Origin of the sequence: Treponema ruminis, assembly GCF_014201975.1 — a bacterium.
In the GTDB taxonomy this organism is placed as follows: Bacteria; Spirochaetota; Spirochaetia; order Treponematales; family Treponemataceae; genus Treponema_D; species Treponema_D ruminis.
This window is the reverse complement of record NZ_JACHFQ010000005.1, coordinates 163,537-181,439: the sequence shown is the minus strand read 5'-3', so window position 1 is coordinate 181,439 and position 17,903 is coordinate 163,537. Positions and strand designations below refer to the sequence as shown.

The 17,903-nt window shown below is 41.9% G+C and carries 10 protein-coding genes; 5 read left to right on the top strand and 5 right to left on the bottom strand.

Features of this window, described 5'->3' with window-relative positions; all coding sequences use genetic code 11:
• Nucleotides 1-13 precede the first annotated feature (13 nt).
• From HNP76_RS08665 to HNP76_RS08650, 4 genes are all read right to left on the bottom strand, one after another.
• Nucleotides 14-1,675 (bottom strand): alpha-amylase family glycosyl hydrolase, encoded by a 1,662-nt coding sequence (locus HNP76_RS08665; RefSeq protein ID WP_184659535.1) that lies wholly within the window; start codon nt 1,673-1,675, stop codon nt 14-16.
• Nucleotides 1,675-2,526: a sugar ABC transporter permease gene (locus HNP76_RS08660; RefSeq protein ID WP_184659533.1), complete on the bottom strand. Its 852-nt coding sequence runs from the start codon at nt 2,524-2,526 to the stop codon at nt 1,675-1,677. Before HNP76_RS08660 ends, HNP76_RS08665 begins: the two co-directional genes overlap by 1 nt.
• The gene (locus HNP76_RS08655; RefSeq protein WP_246462614.1) at nt 2,526-4,040 is read right to left on the bottom strand and encodes a carbohydrate ABC transporter permease; all 1,515 of its coding nucleotides are present in this window, start codon (nt 4,038-4,040) and stop codon (nt 2,526-2,528) included. Before HNP76_RS08655 ends, HNP76_RS08660 begins: the two co-directional genes overlap by 1 nt.
• Before the next feature lie 93 nt (nt 4,041-4,133).
• Nucleotides 4,134-5,339 carry a sugar ABC transporter substrate-binding protein gene (locus HNP76_RS08650; protein WP_184659531.1) on the bottom strand — a complete coding sequence of 402 codons (1,206 nt, stop codon included), beginning with the start codon at nt 5,337-5,339 and terminating at the stop codon, nt 4,134-4,136.
• 532 nt (nt 5,340-5,871) lie between these two features.
• Here HNP76_RS08650 and HNP76_RS08645 point away from each other — a divergent pair.
• From HNP76_RS08645 to HNP76_RS08625, 5 genes are all read left to right on the top strand, one after another.
• Nucleotides 5,872-8,211, top strand: a complete 2,340-nt coding sequence (locus HNP76_RS08645; protein ID WP_184659529.1) for a glycogen-binding domain-containing protein — start codon at nt 5,872-5,874, stop codon at nt 8,209-8,211.
• A 24-nt stretch (nt 8,212-8,235) separates the two neighbouring features.
• Entirely contained in the window at nt 8,236-9,612 is a 1,377-nt protein-coding gene (locus HNP76_RS08640; protein WP_184659527.1) for an early set domain-containing protein, read from the top strand.
• A gap of 82 nt (nt 9,613-9,694) precedes the next feature.
• Nucleotides 9,695-12,958: an alpha-amylase family glycosyl hydrolase gene (locus tag HNP76_RS08635; protein WP_184659525.1), complete on the top strand. Its 3,264-nt coding sequence runs from the start codon at nt 9,695-9,697 to the stop codon at nt 12,956-12,958.
• A 35-nt stretch (nt 12,959-12,993) separates the two neighbouring features.
• Nucleotides 12,994-15,630, top strand: a complete 2,637-nt coding sequence (locus tag HNP76_RS08630) for a pullulanase-associated domain-containing protein (protein ID WP_184659523.1) — start codon at nt 12,994-12,996, stop codon at nt 15,628-15,630.
• A 251-nt stretch (nt 15,631-15,881) separates the two neighbouring features.
• Nucleotides 15,882-17,033, top strand: a complete 1,152-nt coding sequence (locus HNP76_RS08625) for a glycoside hydrolase family 88/105 protein (protein ID WP_206173041.1) — start codon at nt 15,882-15,884, stop codon at nt 17,031-17,033.
• A gap of 8 nt (nt 17,034-17,041) precedes the next feature.
• Here the strand turns inward: HNP76_RS08625 and HNP76_RS08620 are convergent, their stop codons facing one another.
• Entirely contained in the window at nt 17,042-17,881 is an 840-nt protein-coding gene (locus HNP76_RS08620) for a purine nucleoside phosphorylase YfiH/LACC1 family protein (protein ID WP_184659519.1), read from the bottom strand.
• Nucleotides 17,882-17,903: the final 22 nt, after the last annotated feature.

The window sequence follows — 17,903 nt, the reverse complement described above, 5'->3', positions numbered from 1 at the left end:
CTAAATCCCAGCCTTAAAACTCTCCGCTTGAAAGAATTACTGTTGAATAAGCTGGAATTGTAATTGCTGAGATTGAAGCTTCGTTACCAGTGATTACAGTTCCCTCTGCATATGATTCAAAGGCTGCCTTAAATCCCTGATAGTCTTTTGGAATCTCAACATTTACGTCCTCGCCTGATACATTGACCATAACGAATGCAGTTTCTTCAGCAGACTTCATCTGCCATGATGAAACTTTGTCGCTTCCGGTTCCAACAGCCGTGAATTTTCCCTCGTAAAGGGCCGGATGAGCTGTCTTTACGCGGATAATCTTTTTGTAGTGCTGGAGAAGTGATTCCGGATCCTTTTCCTGCTCAGAAACTGGAATTGTCTTGACGTTGTAGCGTGACTCACTCCAGCTTGTCTGAAGCCTGTCCTTTGGCTTTCCATCGGAATTTGTGCCTTTCCAGAGCATTGGAGTTCTTTTTGAAGGATCATCCGTGCCGCTTCTCATGCCGATTTCTTCGCCGTAATAAACAAATGGAATGCCCTCAGTGAACATGTAGAGGCTTGCAGCTGCCTTGCACATTTCAACATCGCCTTTCAAAAGGCCTGCAGCTCTTGGCTGGTCGTGGTTTGAAAGGAAGGGGGCGTCCAGATAGTCAGGATTTGACTGGGCCATGCGCTTGTAATCCGCCTGCATTCCGTTGGCGAAGGTGTTGTTGCCGTCGTCACCGTAGCGAATCGTGTCGATAATACGCGTTCCCATGTCAAAATGGAAGTCTGAGCCAAGTCCCGCAAGATACTGAGAGCGGATTGTGTTGTTTTCCCAGACTTCGCCTACATTGTATGTGTCAGGATTGATGCTCTTGTTGTAGTCCGTAATTTCCTTCCACCATGCAATAGCCTGTTCTGTGGAATTTGTGCCGGCCGGAGTCTTTGCGCTGTTGTAGATGTGGCCTGCCGCGTCGTAACGGAAGCCCGCAACGCCCTTGTCCAGCCAGAATTTCATGACTTTCTTGAATTCTTCGCGAAGGGCAGGGGAGTCAAGGTTGTAGTCAGGCATGTGTGGGCCGAAAAGACCTGCATAATAGTTGCCTTTGAATTTTCGGTCTTCATTCCAGACCTTGTGGCCCCACATCTGCTGATTGATGTTGTATTTTTTGTCTTCTGCCGTAATCCAGCGGTACCAGTCGTGATGTGGATCAGAAGGATCCCGACTAGCTGTGAACCAGTCAGTAAAAGTTGAAGAGTGGTTGCATGTCATGTCAAGAATTACTGAAATTCCGCGCTTTTTGCATTCCTGAATAAGGCGCTCAAAGTCTTCCATGGTGCCGTATTCCGGATTAACGCCATAGTAATCATCAACATCGTAACCGTGATAAGTTTGTGTCGGATAAATCGGCAAAAGCCAGATTCCTGTGATGCCCAGGTCATTTGTAGTGCTGTCATCACCGTCGTTCAGGTAGTCAAGTTTTGCCGTAATTCCGTTAAAGTCACCGATTCCGTCGCCGTTTGAGTCAGCGAAAGAACGGACGAAAAGACTGTAATAAACGCCCTGTCTTGCACCATTTGCCCTGCGGCTTAAAGGTTCAACTCCCTTTGCCACAGAAGTGCTGCCACAGCTCAAAAAAGAGAGGGCCAGTGCCGAAAATAGTCCGGCTGCATAGCTTTTATATAGAAGAGATTTTTTCATTATTCCTTGCCTCCAGTACCTGCGAGAGACATAAGCAATGATTTCTGGCCTTTCACGAAGAATATGATGAACGGAATTGCTACCAAAAGCGCACCCGCTGCGAACATTGTGAAGTTATCGTTTGAGCGGCCGTTAATCAAGTCGAACAGACCTACAGCAAGAGTTTTCTTTTCGTCACTTCGCAAAACCAAACGAGGGAAGATATAGTCCATCCATGGTCCTGTAAAACTTGTGAGCGCAAGGAAGACAATCTGAGGTCGGGCTGTCGGAACAACTACGCGGATAAAAGCCGTAAATGGAGTTGCACCGTCGATGTAAGCTGCTTCTGCAATGTCCTTTGAAACTGTGTCGAAGTAGCCCTTCATGAGCCATGCGTTGTAAGGAATACTTCCGGTTGCATAAACGAGAACCAGGCCCCAGAGAGTGTTGAGGGCGTTGATTTTCCACAAAATGACGTAAGTTGCGACCATTCCGATGAAGCTTGGGAACATCTGAAGAACGAGCATGGAAGCCATGACGGTCTTTTTGAATGGGAACCAGAAGCGGGAGAAGATGTAGCCGGTAAAGCTGCATACAAAAACCGTGATGACAGTGTTCATGCAGGCAACTTTGAGGGTATTAAGATACCAGTGGCCGTAGTTTGTCTCAGAAAAAAGCCTCTTAAACTGCATGAGTGAGAAAGGCTTTGAAAAAGGAATCGTTCCGACTGCTGACAAAGAATTTTCCCGGATGAAGGATGCACTGACTGTAAAGGCAATCGGGTAAATAATCAGTAAAACCTGGATAATCAAAATGATTTTTAAGAGCGAAAGTGAAAGACCGCTTCCGCTTAATTTGAATCTGCTGTTCATTATAATTCACCTTCCTTAAATGATTTAGTGCGCATAAAGTTATACAATCCGAACGGAACCAGTACGACGAAGACGAGAATCGAAAGAACCGAAGCGATATTGTACTGGTTTGAGTTCATAGTGAGTTTGTAAATCCATGTAATCAAGTTGTCCGTGCTTCCTGCCTGTGTTGCGATACTGAGGTTGAGGATGTCTGTGCCGGTACCAGTTTTGAGTGAAGGACCGCCGCCTGTAAGGAAGAAAATTGCACCGAAACTGTTGATGTTGCCTGCAAACTGCATGATGAGGTTTGGCTTGAGCTGATACATGACCATTGGAAGCGTGATTGACTTGAACTGCTGCCAGCGGCTTGCACCGTCGATTCCTGCTGCTTCATAAAGAGATTTTGAAATTGCAGTCATGGAACTGGTGACGAGAATCATTGAATAAGGGAAGCCAATCCAGATGTTTACAAGAATAAGGGTAACTTTTGCCAGGAAAGGATCAGAAAGCCATGGAATAGCCTTGATGCCGATTGAATTGAGCATTACGTTGATCGGACCCATTGTGCCGTTCAAGAGGTTTGCCCAGACAAAGAGGGAAAGCATCTGTGGAATGGCATATGGAAGGATGAAAACAGTTCTGTAAATCTGAGGAAGCTTGATTCTCTTGTCCAAAAGAACTACAGAGAAGAAGAAGCCTACGAAGAAACATGTGAATGTTGCGAAAACCGCCCAGATAAGAGTCCAGCTTGCTACATGACCGAAAGCCTTGAACCATTCGCCGTTGCCTGTTGCTGAAGAAGATGAGAACATAGTCTTGAAATTTTCAAAGCCAACCCAGTCAACAAGATTGTTAGGCGGAATGTGGTCTGGAGAAGAGTAGTTTGTGAAAGCTACCAAAGCAGAGAACAAGAGCGGAACAACAGTGAAAAAAGCCATGAGAATGACAGCCGGAGCGATACCCATGATTGGGAATGAGTTCTGAGCGATGTCATTTCGTGTCTGCTGTCTTGTTGGGAATCTATTTTTGGCGACAATCTTTTCACCGTCCTTGCGGGCATTAAAGATTGTTGAAATATACAAGAAAATAAATATTGCCAAAAGAATTACAACGATAAGACCGTTAATCATCATGAAGATTGAATGGTCACGTTCGTTTACCGGAAGTTCAGGATGCGGATCACCCAAAGTGAAAAGGCCTGTCAAACCGCCGATAATTGTATTGTTACAAAAAACAAGATTTACAAAATCCAGGAAAAAGAAAAGCATTCCGTTTAAAGCGCGAAGAAGGAAATTATCGCCTTCATAGTAAATCGAGTCAAAGAAGTCGCCCGGAATGTATATGTCAAAAAGTCCTAAAACTATATCAATAAGAATGTATGCCTCGAACAGCATCAGCAGCATACCGCGGAGACGCTGCCTTAATACTGCGAACTGCCCAAGTCCCATATAGCAACAGGAAGCGCGCATAGCCTTCTGTGGAAGTTTTGGGTCAATTGATTGATTCTCATTAACTGTATTCGTAGTGGTCATGGTTCACTCCCTGTACAATTACAAATAAGCCAGAGCACCAATTATATAGAAGAAAGTTGATGTTCTGGCTTTGAAATATGTTATTTTTTAATTTTATTTAGCACTGTCCATTGCGGCAGCAGCACCATTCAAATCTGTAGCAACATCGTCGCCGTCCCAGATTCCAGCGTAAGCTGCACCCATGGCTGACCAGTATGTGTTCATCTGTGGGATTGTTGGCATTGGGATAGCATATTTTGTCTGCTCGAGGATTCCGTTGCTCAAAGGATCGTTTGTTGTGATGTCTTTGCGTGGAGGAATCTGTTTTGTGAGGGCAAATCGTTTCTCAAGGTTAGCTTTCTGTGTGAGGAAGTCTGCGAATTCAGCTGCTTCAGCAGGATGCTCTGTGTATGAGCTTACGAATGCAAGACGTACACCAGAGAATGAAGTTGCTGGCTGAGACATTCCTGGGAATGCAGGAAGTGGAGCGATACCGTAGTTCAAGCCGAGGCGAGAGAATGCCTCAATCTTCCATGGACCAGTGATGAACATAGCTGCTTTTCCCTGTGTGAATGAAGAATCACAGAAGTCGCCTGTCATATCAGCTGATGGAACGTTAAGAATCTGTTTGCGGAGTGACTGGAAGTACTGAAGACCTTTGATAGCCTCAGGGCTGTTGATGTTGTGCTGTTTGCGGTCATTTCCGTTTGGTCCGAAAAGCTGTGCACCGTAAGAGCTCATGAACATGTAGTCGAAGTAACCGTCTGCAACCGGCCAAACCAAAGCGTATTTGCGTTCAGCATCGTTGTTGAATTTTTTTGCATAAGCGATGACTTCATCCCATGTTTTTGGTGGTGTAGGGAGCAAGTCCTTGTTATAGAAGAGAGCGTATGTTTCGATTCCGATTGGATATCCGTAAGTTTTGCCGTTATATTTTGCTGCAACCTGTGCGGCGTTTACGAACTGTGAGAGATAGTCTTTGTTTGTGTTCTCTGCAACATGTCCGCCGTTTACCAAAGCACCAATGTGGTCGTGTGGAGCAACGAAAACGTCTGCACCAACTCCTGCAGGTCCGTCAAGCTCGATTTTTGCGCGTGCGTCTGTTGATTCAACGTGCTCGTACTCAATTTTTACATTTTTATGAGTTTTCATGAACTCTTTTGCAGCCCATTCAACATATTTTCTTGCTGAATCGTCTGATTCCCAAACTTTGAGAGTGACTTTTCCCGAAGACTTCTTTGAGCGTTCCTTTCTCGCAGCAAACATGTTGATTGGAGCGAGCATAGCAAGAGCTACAGCAGCACATACAATTTTTTTCATTTTTTAATCCTCCTATATTCTTACGGCAAACTGCCGTCATTTCCTGTTTTATATAGAAAGAAACACAGTCCGGAAAGATTTTTTTGCATTGGAATCGTTTCCAATGCAAGGCAAAAAAAATTTGGGGGATAAACAATATAGGCACTGCTATCCCCCGCGAAATAAACACAAAGGAGGCTATGCTTTCTTTCTGTTTTCACTATAGACCTTTTTATTATATTCAGTCAAAAGAATTTTCTGATTTTTTTTGAGAAAGTTCCTTTTGTTATAATTTTTTTGTCACTTTCATACAATTTTCACTTTTGTGAAATTTTGACAGATTTTCCCTGATTTTTTCGTCCGAAAACGTTTTTTTGGCTGAAAGTGTCCATTTTCTCCAAAATTATGACAAAAGGAACTTTTTAGTAAAATTTCGCAAAAAAATTTTGAATAAGTTTTTTTTATGTCGTAACATTAGGAAAAATGCAGTTGGAAACGATTCCATTTTACCGGAATCATTTTCTTATTTGCTAATTTTATTTTGGAGGAAAAGATGAAAAAAGTTTTGACTTTCATCTCAGTCTTGGCAACTTGTTCTGCACTTCTTTTCGCAGACATTACAGCCAAAAAACTGGACGACGGTTCTGTTGAAGCTACATTCTTCTACGGAAACCCTCGTGCTACGGAAGTTCTTCTTGCTGGTGATTTCACCGACTGGCAGAACGGGGCATTATCAATGGAAAAGGGTGATAAAGGATTCACCATCGTGAAGAAATTCCCAAAAGGAACAACTGTAAAGTATAAGTTCATTGTTGATGGCAACTGGACTACTGATTTGAAAGCTCCGGACTCAGTTGATGACGGCTTTGGCGGCAAGAATGCTATGGCTGAGCTTGATTCTCTTGTTGGTGGTGGAAACGATTCCAACGCTAAAAAAGCAAATATTAAATTCATGACCTGGACAATGCTTGGTTCACAGGCAAAATACCTCACACAGGGTGCAAATGATAAATCTAAAAAGGGCATGGATCTTGACAGTGTGACTGTAGGTGCAAAGAGCTACGCTAAATTCAGCGGCAACGTAACACCTGAAATGCCAGTTTATGTTGAACTTGCTGTTGCAGAAACTGAGCTTGATGACACACTTACAATTGATAAAAATCATAACAAGCCAATTAAACTTTATTCAAAAGATTCTTTTGGCAATGAAAAGAAAACATTCCGTCAGTCAGCAAGCGGACTTGCTTCAAGCCCGGCTGCATGGCTTTCAAATGCTACAGACAACCAGAAATCAGATGACCAGGGACCTGGTACAAATCCTTATCTCGGCCACTTGAAATTCGGTTTTGAAACACCATGGGTTAACTACAGCACAGGTTTCAACTATGCTAAACAGGACAAACGAACAAAAATCCTTTGGACTACAATTGATGGTAACTGGGATGCAGGCTATCAGCATGTAGGCGGATTCGCATCATTCAGCACTGGTGCAAAAGCTCAGGATCTCTTTGCTGATAAAGGAATTAAACTTGACGCAGGTTTTGTTCCAAATAAGAGTGCAGACCGAAAGGGTACAAAATACGGCTACATCGGCTGGTTCGGTGCAGAACTTATGGACCTCGGCTTCACATTTGATTTCCAGTCAAACGGCATGTTTGACAGCGACGTACTCTTTGAAGAGTCTGTTGAACGCGACTTCATCTTCGGTTTGAAGGAAAAACTCAATGTTGGTACAGGTTCCCTCACATTTGCTGCTCAGGGACTCTTTGCTACACATCAGAAAACAAGTGATGAAATTGCTGTAATGAACCTTCGAGACAACCCGAATGGCGGTGGTGTTGCTGATTACACAGGCTATTCAACAGACGTATTCTACCGCTCTGGTGATAACGGTGCCAACAACATGGCTGCAGAAGCAAAGTTGAGCTACGATGCAGAAGAAAAACTCTGGGGTGTAACTCTTGATTACCGTATGCGTGGTGCTGAAGCTTCAATGCTCTTCCTCCGTGAAAACCATGATGACGGCACATTCGATCTTTCAAACACTTTGGGTGTTCTTAACAGCCAGAACATCGGTTTCTCAGGTTATGCAAATCTTTTGGATGACGCACTTTACATCGCTCTCGATGCAACAGCTGCTCTTCCTCTTAAACATCTTGCTGCTGATTCTGATCTTGTTAGAAAGTATTATTCAGAAGCTGCCTGGGGTGCATGGTATAAAGATCGTTGTTCAAGCGAAATGGATCCATTGTTTGGCGTAAAGAGTGGTGCAAAAATGAAGTATGAGCCTACAATCGCTTACTACCTCACCGATGATATCAGCCTTACATTGAATGCCGGCCTCAAATACAATGCTTTGAACTATGACGATATTGCAAAAGAAGCTGGAAAAACAAACAAATATGAAGCTTCTGACAGCCAGTTCTTGTTCAACAATGCAGGACTTACAGTGGAATGGTCAGACTTCTCTGACGTAATCAAGCAGATGAATATCTATTATGGTTTGGATAATGCAAATGCAGTTCGCTTGTTCAATACTTTGGTTGCACAGGTAACTCTTCCAATGGACTTCAAGGTAAGCGCAGCATTCGGTCTCAAAACAGTTAAGAGCACAGATGCTGCAGACGGATACAATAAAGACGAGAATACAAAATTTGGTTTTGCTCTTGGTGTAGCAAAACAGATTAAGCGTGTTAAGTCTCCAATTCTCTATGCTCAGTTCGTTTACAATATGGATCCGTACAAAAAATTTGGCGATGGACAGGACGGTCTTGCTCTCAACGGTGCAAACGTAAGCGACCGCTGGGATGGAAAAGGCGTTGGTGGTATTGATGCTGTTGATTATTTCGATGGTTATGCAGCAATTCGTGGCGGAGTCCGCTGGGAATTCTAAAGCGAAGTTTTAAGGAGATAAAAAATGAAAAAAATACTTTCATTACTTGCAGCAGGATTGCTCGCACTCAGCCTTATCGGTTGTTCGGGTGATTTGCATGATTCTGAAGAAATTAACATGTCGGAATTGTTCCTGCGCGGCAACATGAATGGATGGGGTTCAACTCCACTTCAGAACGGAACAGGTAATAATGCTGGTAAATATGTCGTAACTTTCAGTGCTGCTGCTACTGAAACTCAGTTCGCTATTGCAACAAGCGATGGAAACTGGTCTACTGCTTATCGAATGACTGAAGCTGGTGGAAGTAACTGTGCGGCTTATACTTCTGCAGAACTTGATGGAAAAACTGCAAAAAAACTCTATCATGGTGGCGGAATGTCAAATGCTACAATTGAAACAGAAGTTGGTACAGATTATACAGTTATAGTTGCACCTGATTCAGGTTTCTTGAATGTTTCAATTCTAAAAGGTGAAGCTCCTAAAACAGCTTTTGTTTCTGTAAATGGCGAAATGGCACAGATGGATCTTCTTGAAAAAGGAAGCTACAAATATGTTATTAAAGCTGTATCAGGAACAAAACTTGATTTCCAGGTTTTGTATGACGGTGAAGTTTATGGTGCATCAACATCAAGTGTAAGTGTTGATACAGCTGTTACTTTGACAAAAGCTGCTCCAAAAGTAATTTCTGCTGCTGTTGAAGCCGGCGAACCATACAATCTTTTGCTTGATACTAAAGGAAGTGCTCCAAAACTTACTGTTGAATATGCTTCTTACAAGGCATTTGTTGCAGGTGGAATGAATGACTGGAGCTTTGCCCGAATGCCTGTTTACATCAAGGGAAAGAACATCGCTACTTATCAATTTACAGCTCCTGATGCTGAAGTCGAGTTCAAGATTAAGAAAGTAGATAACTGGACTTCTGATAATGACAATATTTATACAGGTACTGCACTTACAGTAAACGGTGGATTTGAATCTAATGAAGACAACAATAGCAATTGTAAGATTTCTGGTCTGGAAAAAGATTCAACATATACACTCATCTTGGATGCAAGCGATCCTGATGACATTCAGTGTGCAGTAGTTGGCGGAAGTTACGCTCTCTATATTGCAGGTGGAATGAACAGCTGGAATTTTGCAACTACAGGTCTTCTTCCTGGAGATGCCACAGGGGCTTACTATGAATTCAAAGAAGCTGCAACTGACTGTGAATTCAAAGTAAAAACTGCTCCAACATGGGATTATGGAACAGAAGTATTCTTTGGTGCAACTGTCACATCTTCAGAAACTGAATGTGGTTCTGATGGAAACGCAAAAGTTACAGCCGCAGCTGGAGATAAACTTTATATCTACAGAAATGCTGCTGGAAAATGGTGTGCTAAACTTGTTGCAAAACAATAAGTTTTGAAATTCTGATTAAAAAGCAGGGGCTAGGATTCATCAAGATTCTGCCCCTGTTTTTTTAGCATACATGAGAGAATATATGAAAAAGTTAATAAAAGGTATTTTATCGGTCTCGGCACTTGTTCTTTTCTTTGCTTCATGTGGCAATAGTGATGAGGATTCTCCTTCCGAAGCTCCTTCTGTAGCAAAAGTAATACCAAGTTTTAGTCCTATTGGAGGTTTTTATAAAGAAAAACAAAGTGTCAGTATTTCTTGTGATGATACGGAAAAAATTTATTATACAATCACAAAAAAGACTTACGATGACAATGGAAAATGGAATGAAAGGGCCTGGCAGACAGCCGTAAAAAATTCTAAGCCTACAGAAAATTCGATTTTATATGAAAAAAGTTTTGAAATAGAAGATGATTGTATTATCCGCGCAATGGCGGTAAAAAAAGACGGAACAAAGCGCTATGCAATGACATGCTTTGATTTTGATTTGGAATCTAACACGGATTTTTCCGGCACAAATCTTGAATCCCCGGATTGGCAGAATCAGGTTATTTACTTTCTTGTAACCGACAGATTTGCGAATGGAAACCGTGAAAACGATAAATTAACTGGTCTTACGGATCAAAATGGAAATGCCTATGATGAGTCTAAAGTCCTTCCCGGACAGCCTGTTTCTGGCTATAACGGTGGAGACCTTGCCGGCATCACTCAAAAACTTGATTATATTAAAGAACTTGGTTGCACCGCAATCTGGATTACACCACCTGTAAAAAATCAGGTCGCAGAGGGAAACTATCACGGTTATCATGGATATTGGGCAAGTGATTTTACAAAGGTAGACGAACATTTTGGAACACTCGAAGACTATCAGACATTGGTTGACGAGGCTCATAAGCGAGGAATCGCCGTTATCCAGGATATTGTAGTAAATCATACCGGTGACTATCAGAAAATCTCGGATAATGTTCAGTTTACAAAAGAAAAAATCGCTTCAGGCAATACAAGTGATTTTAAATTAAATGCAGATTCTGTTCCTTTAAATCATCCGGAGCAGCTTCCATGGGCTTTCAATGATATTGCAAATTTGACGGAAGATGAATTTGAGAACTGCTCATTCTATCATTTTAACTCTACGATTACAGATTTTACCAATCCAGCCCAGCGATATACATGGCAGTCAAGCAATCTTGATGATATTGCAACTGATAACCCTGTCGTGCGAAATCTTTTGCGTGGATCATTCCGTTATTGGATTGACAAAGCAGGAATCGATGGCTACCGAATTGATACAGTTATGTATGTTGAGGAAGATTTTTTTGAAGATTTCATAAATTCAACAGAAACAGGAAATCTTGGAATCCGCCCCTATGCTGCAACAAAAGGTAAAAAGGACTTTATTAATTTTGGCGAAGCCTGGTCAAGCGATGAAAAACTTGTAAGTGGATACACAAGAAGCGAAATAGGGCAAAAACGAATAGATGGCATGATTTACTTCCCGCTGAGGTTTGCTATTACTGACACAATCAGCGGTGGCAGTAGAACAGATGCAATTTCAAAAGTCCTCATGAATCGCTATAAAAAGGATTCAAATGTTTATTACCAGAATCCAGACCGTCTTGTAACCTGGATTGATAATCACGACACAGAGCGTTTTGGAAAAATTATGTATGGAACACCTGAGCTCGTAAAGGCTGCCTACGGAATTATATTCACTATTCCAGGAATTCCTCAGCTTTATTACGGAGTTGAACAGGGCTTTGACGGTGATGACAGGGCCGGAATGTTCGCTGGAAGTTATAAATCTGCCGGTCAGGTTCAGAGTCAGGATTATTTTGGTACAGATGGTGAATGGTTCAAATATTTCCAGAATCTCATTGCAATGCGCAAGGAAAATGCTGTATTCCGTTCAAATCGTCTTGAAATTCTGGCGGATACAAGTTCTGGCGCAGGTCTTTTTGCCTATGTTATTCAGCAGACTGATTCTGAAGGAAAAGCTGTCGATGGAAGTGCAAAAAACAAGGCAATCTATATAATGAACACATCTGGTGTAGCCCAGGTACTTTCAAATACATGCTCTCTGCTTGCTGCCGGCGAAGAATACAAAATTATTTCTGAAGTTTCTGCCTGTCCGTCTGCCTCAGAACTTGCTTCTGTTATCAATATTGGTAAAAACAAAGAGGCCGAGGCAATAATTCCTGGTCATAGCTGTGCGATTTATCTTTTGGAGAAAACTAATTCTTCTGTAGCTGATTCATCTGGAGTTGTAAAAATTACTTCTCTTCCTGAAAATACAGTCTCAGGAAATTCTCTTGAAATAAAAGGAAAAGCAACAAAGGCTGGTCTGGTAAAAGCTGTAATTGACGGAGATTATTCTGCTGCTGTAGAAACAAACGTTAACGCAAATGAGGAATTCTCAATAAATCTAAAAACAGATTCTTTTAACACTGGCAAAATTGAAGTTCAGCTTCTGCTTATTTCTGAAGGTGGATATTACTATTCAGAAAAGGAAAGTTTTGATTTCAGCAGGCCTTATGTTTTTGTAAAGAGAATAAAAGACGGTGTTTTGGATGACAATGGAGTTGGAATTGCACGCGGAAAGGTCGCTTTGCCAACAGATACATCATTTATTCATCAAATGGACATAATGGGAGTGGATGTATATCGTGCCGGAAATAATATCAGGCTCGGTGTAATGATGAATACGCTTTCAAATACCTGGAATCCTACGTCAAACTATTTTGATCATGTAATCTTCCATTTATTTATTTCTGATGGTGATGATAATACCGGTTGCGAATATCATCCAAATTATGATTATAAACTGCCTGAGAATTTTGGTAAGTGGGATTATATGTATCAGTGTAACGGATGGGGACAGGCATTCTATTCCTGTGATGGAGCTGGTAAAGATTCTCTGGGAAAAGCTGTTACTCCAACACCTTCAAATAATCCTGTTGTCGATTGGAAAAATATCACAAACACAGAAGGTCTTGCAAAACTAAAATCTACATGGAACAAGTATTTGAAAAACGAAATTGCTGCCGGAACTGAATGGCAGGATGTCCCTGGCATGATATGGTTTACGATTCCAGCAAATGCGATTGGAAATCCGGCAAATCTTTCAGGATATAAATTCTACATCAATACTTATGATTTCGATATGGGAAATCCAAGGGGAATGATTGTAGGAAAACCTGAACAGTACAAATACGCCACAAGCTTAAGTTTTGAAGAAACAGGAAGTTCATTGAATAAAGAATCTCTCTCAGAAGATGAGATTAACAAGATAATCTTAGATAAAACTCCTAAGGTTATTGATGAACTTGATGCTTCAATCATTTTGGAATAGCAGTTAATTAAAACTGAAAATAAATAGGAGGAAATATGAAAAAACTACTGAAAAATTGTGCCATGTTCCTGGCTCTTAGTGCCCTCATTTTCAATTTCGTTGCCTGTAAAAGCAATGATGACGACGATGATTCAGGCAGCTCTCCGTCATTGCCAAGTGCATCGGCTGAAATTCCTGCGGGCTATCTTCGGGTAAACATGGAAGGCTCTGGAAGCTATTATCTTTGGGCATGGAAGGACATTGATTCTTCTGAATCGGCAAAATGTACCAGCTGGAGTGATGGAGGAATTCCTTTCGACCACAGTAACGGCGGATTTTCTTGTGTTGACATAAAACTGGCAGATCCTGCATCTATAGTAGGATTGATTGTAAAGAGCAGGGATGGAAATACAAAATATTCTGGTGAGTCAGACGTATTTTTCTATTTCCCTAAGAAATACAATCAGATATACTTCAAAAAAGGAAGTGGAACCGTGTATTTGGATTCTTCATTTACAAAAGAACCTGTAGGAACAAGCAATGCGACTATTACAGGAAATAATGTAATTACCCTCTCTTGCAATGGCATAGTTTTGAGCGAAAAAACTGTAAAACTTACGGATAAAAATGGAAGCCCTGTTTCTGTTAAGTCGTATGATTCAGAAAACAAAACAATTACCCTTTCAGCCAGCTTAAAATCAAGCTATGCAACTTCTGCACCATATACAATTGAAGTTACTGATTCAGAAGGAAATACTGACAAGCTTTCAGTCGGTGTTTCAAGTTCTCTGGTAGAAAAGTGGTTTGGAAAAAATGCCGTTTCTTCATTGGCTGCTTCTGATCTTGCTCTCGGTCTTACTCTGACCGGAACAAGTGCTTCATTTAAAACATGGGCACCTATTGCTTCTAAAGTTGAACTTCTTTTGTTCGCAAACGCAAGCGAACTTTCAAAGCCTTCAACAGATCCTGTAAAAATGGATCTTGACGGAAACGGATTCTGGACCGTAAAAAATGTAAATGTTGCATCTTACAAATATTATAAATTCCGAATTACAAACAATGATGTTGAAAAAGATGTCGCTGATATCTGGAGTTATATTGCAAGCGGAGACAGCGTTGCAAGCCAGATTTGCAGCATTGATGATGCTTCTGCAAAACCTGCTGACTGGGAAGAGACTTATGTCAACCCGTTTGGAAAGTCCGGTACAGAAACAAAATCTTATACAGACGCTGTAATTTATGAGATGCATATCCGCGACTGGTCTAGGGCATTTGCAAAAAGCAGCCTTGGAAAATTTGACGACATTACAGAAGCCTTAAAAGATACTGGTGCATTCGCAAAGCATTTGAAAGATTTGGGCATTACTCACGTTCAGATTCTTCCAATGTTTGATTATGCAGAGACAAATGCTGACTCTAACTATAACTGGGGTTACAATCCTTACCATTATAATGTTCCTGAAGGACGCTACACAAACTACGGCACAGAAAAAGATGGAACTGATTCTGTAATCCAGATGCGAAAAATGATTAAGGCTTTCCATGATGCAGGTATCGCAGTAAATATGGATGTTGTCTACAATCACACAAGCGGAGTCGGTAACGGTTCTTTGTATGACATGACTGTTCCTGAGTATTTCTATCGCTTTGATTCTCAGGGAAATTATGCTAATGGTTCTGGCTGTGGAAATGAGATTGCAACAGATCACAAAATGGTAAACTATTACGTTGTTGAATCATTGAAGCACTGGATGAAAGATTACCACATCAACGGTTTCCGTTTTGACCTTATGGGCTGTCTCGAACAGTCAACTATGAAGGATATTTACAATGCCCTTTACTCAATTGATAAAAATGTAATGGTTTACGGTGAGCCTTGGACTGGTGGTTCTTCGGAAGTTGAAGATGGTGCTGTTGCTGCTGTTAATACAAGCAAAGATGGTTACGGCATAGCTGCATTTGATGATGATTTCCGTGATGCAATCAAGGGAAAGGAATTCGGCGGCTTCGGAACTGGTCAGGTTCAGGGTAAATATGCTGATTCTGGAATTATTGCAGGTCTTTGTGGTGAGCCAGGAACTAACAAGCGAAACGGAACAGGCAAGAAAGGACTTTCTTTGCATTATGTAGAATGTCACGATAATTATACTCTGTTTGATAAACTTGCTATTTCTTATCTTGGCAAAAGTTCATATTCCGGTGATTTGTTTGCTGCAATCGGTGGTGCAGGCCTTAATGCCGTAAAAGCACAGAATAAACTTGCTGCCGCTTACATCTTCCTTTCTCAGGGAACTCCGTTCATCAACGGCGGACAGGAATTCCTGCGTACAAAACAGGGAAATGAAAACAGCTATGCTTCAAGTGATAAAATCAATCAGATTGATTTGGGCATGGCAGAAACTTATTCTGATGTCTACAAGACTTACAAGGGATTGATTGCTCTCCGCAAGGCAAATCCACAGGCATTTGGTGCTAATGACAGTCCTGTTGCAGAAACATACAAGGGCACAAAAGGTGTAACAAAATACAATACCGGCGACTTCCTCGTCTACTTCAACGCAACAGACGCTGATGTTTCAATCGAGACAAACGGCTACAGCAAGGCAGTTGATGTCACAAGCGGTACCCCAACCGAAAGCACTACATTGCCAGGTTCTGTTCCTGCAAAATCATTCCTTATCTTGAAAAAATAGGGCTTTGCTCAGATTTTTCTTCCGGCTCACTGTGCTTCCGGCATGGTGGGCCGTTTTTTTTTCCGGAAAAATAAAAATTGATTCGTTAAATTCCTATGTTTGCTTGGAATTTTCCCTTAATTTCTCAAAGTCTTTTTGGTATCATTATAATCGAAATGATTAGACGCATTTTATCATTATTTTTGCTTTCTGGTTGCATTTTGGGATGCCACAGAATTGAGACCAGCAATAAAAGCAGCAGGAGCCATAAAGTGAATACAAAAGTTATTGACCAATATATCGAAGATTTGATGACTAAATCAACCGCCGAAATTCCTGTATGGAACATCGAAAAGGCCAGGGCTGGCAAAAAGTCCGGCTGGGATTACATCGACGGCTGCATGATTATGGCCCTGCTTGAACTTTACGACACCAGCAAAGATGAAAAATACCTCAAATTTGCTGATTATTACGAGGACTTCCGCATCAGCGACGACGGAAGCATCGACGGCTTTAAAAAAGAAGAATGGAATATCGACTCAATCAATGGCGGAAAAAATCTTTTCCCCCTTTATTCGCTCACTAAAAAAGAAAAATACAGGCTTGCCCTCGATAAACTTTTTGAGCAGGTAAAAGACCAGCCCCGCACAAAGGAAGGCAATTTCTGGCACAAGGCGATTTATCCAAATCAGGTCTGGCTCGACGGGCTTTACATGGGCCTGCCTTTTTACATGGAATACGATGCAAGCTTTAACGGCGGCAAAAACAAGGACGACATTTACAGTCAGTTCTTTAATGTTGAAAAGCTGATGAAAAATCCTGCCGACGGACTTTATTATCACTGTTTCGACAGCTCAAAGTCTGCTTTCTGGTGTGATAAAAATACCGGTCTCTGCCAGAACTACTGGCTTCGCGCTCTCGGATGGTTCAGCATGGCAATGCTCGACACTTTGAACCACGCCCCGGACAAGGGCAGCGACAACTGGAATCACTTGAAGGCAATGTTTATCGATTTGCAGGATGCAATGCTCCGGGTTCAGGATCAGAGCGGAATGTGGTATCAGCTGCCGGCCCTGCCAGATGCAGAAGGCAATTATCTTGAGACTTCGGGAACTTCAATCTTCGCTTACTCGCTTTTGAAAGGCCTGCGTACTGGAATCTTGTCGGACGCCCCGAATGCAGAAAAGTATAAAGAGGCTGGAATCAAAGCCTTTGAGGGAATCTGTCAGAAATACCTTAAAACAGAGGACGGCGTTTTGAGTCTGGACGGAATCTGTCTGGTTGCAGGACTTGGCCCTGAAAACAACAGGCGACGTGACGGAAGCGTTGCCTACTATTTGAGCGAGCCAGTCGTAAAAGATGACGCCAAAGGTGTCGGTCCCTTCATTCTGGCATACAACGAATATAAGTTAATTAAAAAATAGGTCAATGACTAATTGAGCGTTACAAAGGCTGCCTGTACCGTCATGCTTCTGCTTCTTGTGTCAGCGTCAACTTCTGGCGGGAGAAAGGCGGCCTGTCTTCGGAATGAGCCGAAGATGTTCTCTCCGTTTTCAAATTTCGTGCAGCAGGTGCAGTCCCGGGCAACCACGATATTTTCTTCCTTTATACCGGCATTTTTGAGGACGGAAAGATTTGCCTCAGTCAGCGAGAGCATGAATTTGTCTCCTGCCTTCGTCACGCATTTTTTGCCGAAATTCTTTACAAAATATTCCGCCCGCTCCTGATCAACAAAATAGCAGCAGTCTCCGATGTGGGGGCCTATTGCGGCGGAAATATTCTCCCTCTTTGAGCCGTACAATTCAATCATTTTTTCGACACCGGCTCCGACGATTCCTGTTCCCTTCCAGCCTGAGTGAAAGGCGCCGATTGCTTTTTTTTCGTGGTCGTATAAAAAAATCGGAAGGCAGTCAGCGACAGTGACTGTTGGAATTAAAAGGGGATTTTTTGTTACGATTCCATCTCCCTGCAGCTTCTCTGTGTCGCCTTCATCTTTTGCCTCGAAGACGGTCTTTGAGTGAATCAGTTCAAGCGGCGTGATTTTTTTATCCGGGAAAATTTTCTTGAGGCTTTCCGTCCTATTTTCATTTGTCTCATTCCAGCGAAACCTCATCGAACCTGCCTTTAAAAGAGTCATTCCCCAAAGGGCGTGACTTTCCTTTTCAGTAGATTCCAGAGGAATGCCATTATAATAGAAGAAAAATGAAAAATATTTGCTTTCCTGAGAATTTGAGCTTTCAAGTTCTTTTTTGATGGAGATGGTATTTATCATAAACTTAATTCCGGCCGGCTGC

Bases quoted from the DNA above. Each gene is read 5' to 3' on its own strand.
- HNP76_RS08630 (WP_184659523.1), top strand. From the start codon at position 12,994: ATGAAAAAACTACTGAAAAATTGTGCCATGTTCCTGGCTCTTAGTGCC.
- HNP76_RS08660 (WP_184659533.1), bottom strand. From the start codon at position 2,526: ATGAACAGCAGATTCAAATTAAGCGGAAGCGGTCTTTCACTTTCGCTC.
- HNP76_RS08635 (WP_184659525.1), top strand. From the start codon at position 9,695: ATGAAAAAGTTAATAAAAGGTATTTTATCGGTCTCGGCACTTGTTCTT.
- HNP76_RS08640 (WP_184659527.1), top strand. From the start codon at position 8,236: ATGAAAAAAATACTTTCATTACTTGCAGCAGGATTGCTCGCACTCAGC.
- HNP76_RS08645 (WP_184659529.1), top strand. From the start codon at position 5,872: ATGAAAAAAGTTTTGACTTTCATCTCAGTCTTGGCAACTTGTTCTGCA.
- HNP76_RS08655 (WP_246462614.1), bottom strand. From the start codon at position 4,040: ATGACCACTACGAATACAGTTAATGAGAATCAATCAATTGACCCAAAA.
- HNP76_RS08650 (WP_184659531.1), bottom strand. From the start codon at position 5,339: ATGAAAAAAATTGTATGTGCTGCTGTAGCTCTTGCTATGCTCGCTCCA.
- HNP76_RS08620 (WP_184659519.1), bottom strand. From the start codon at position 17,881: ATGATAAATACCATCTCCATCAAAAAAGAACTTGAAAGCTCAAATTCT.
- HNP76_RS08665 (WP_184659535.1), bottom strand. From the start codon at position 1,675: ATGAAAAAATCTCTTCTATATAAAAGCTATGCAGCCGGACTATTTTCG.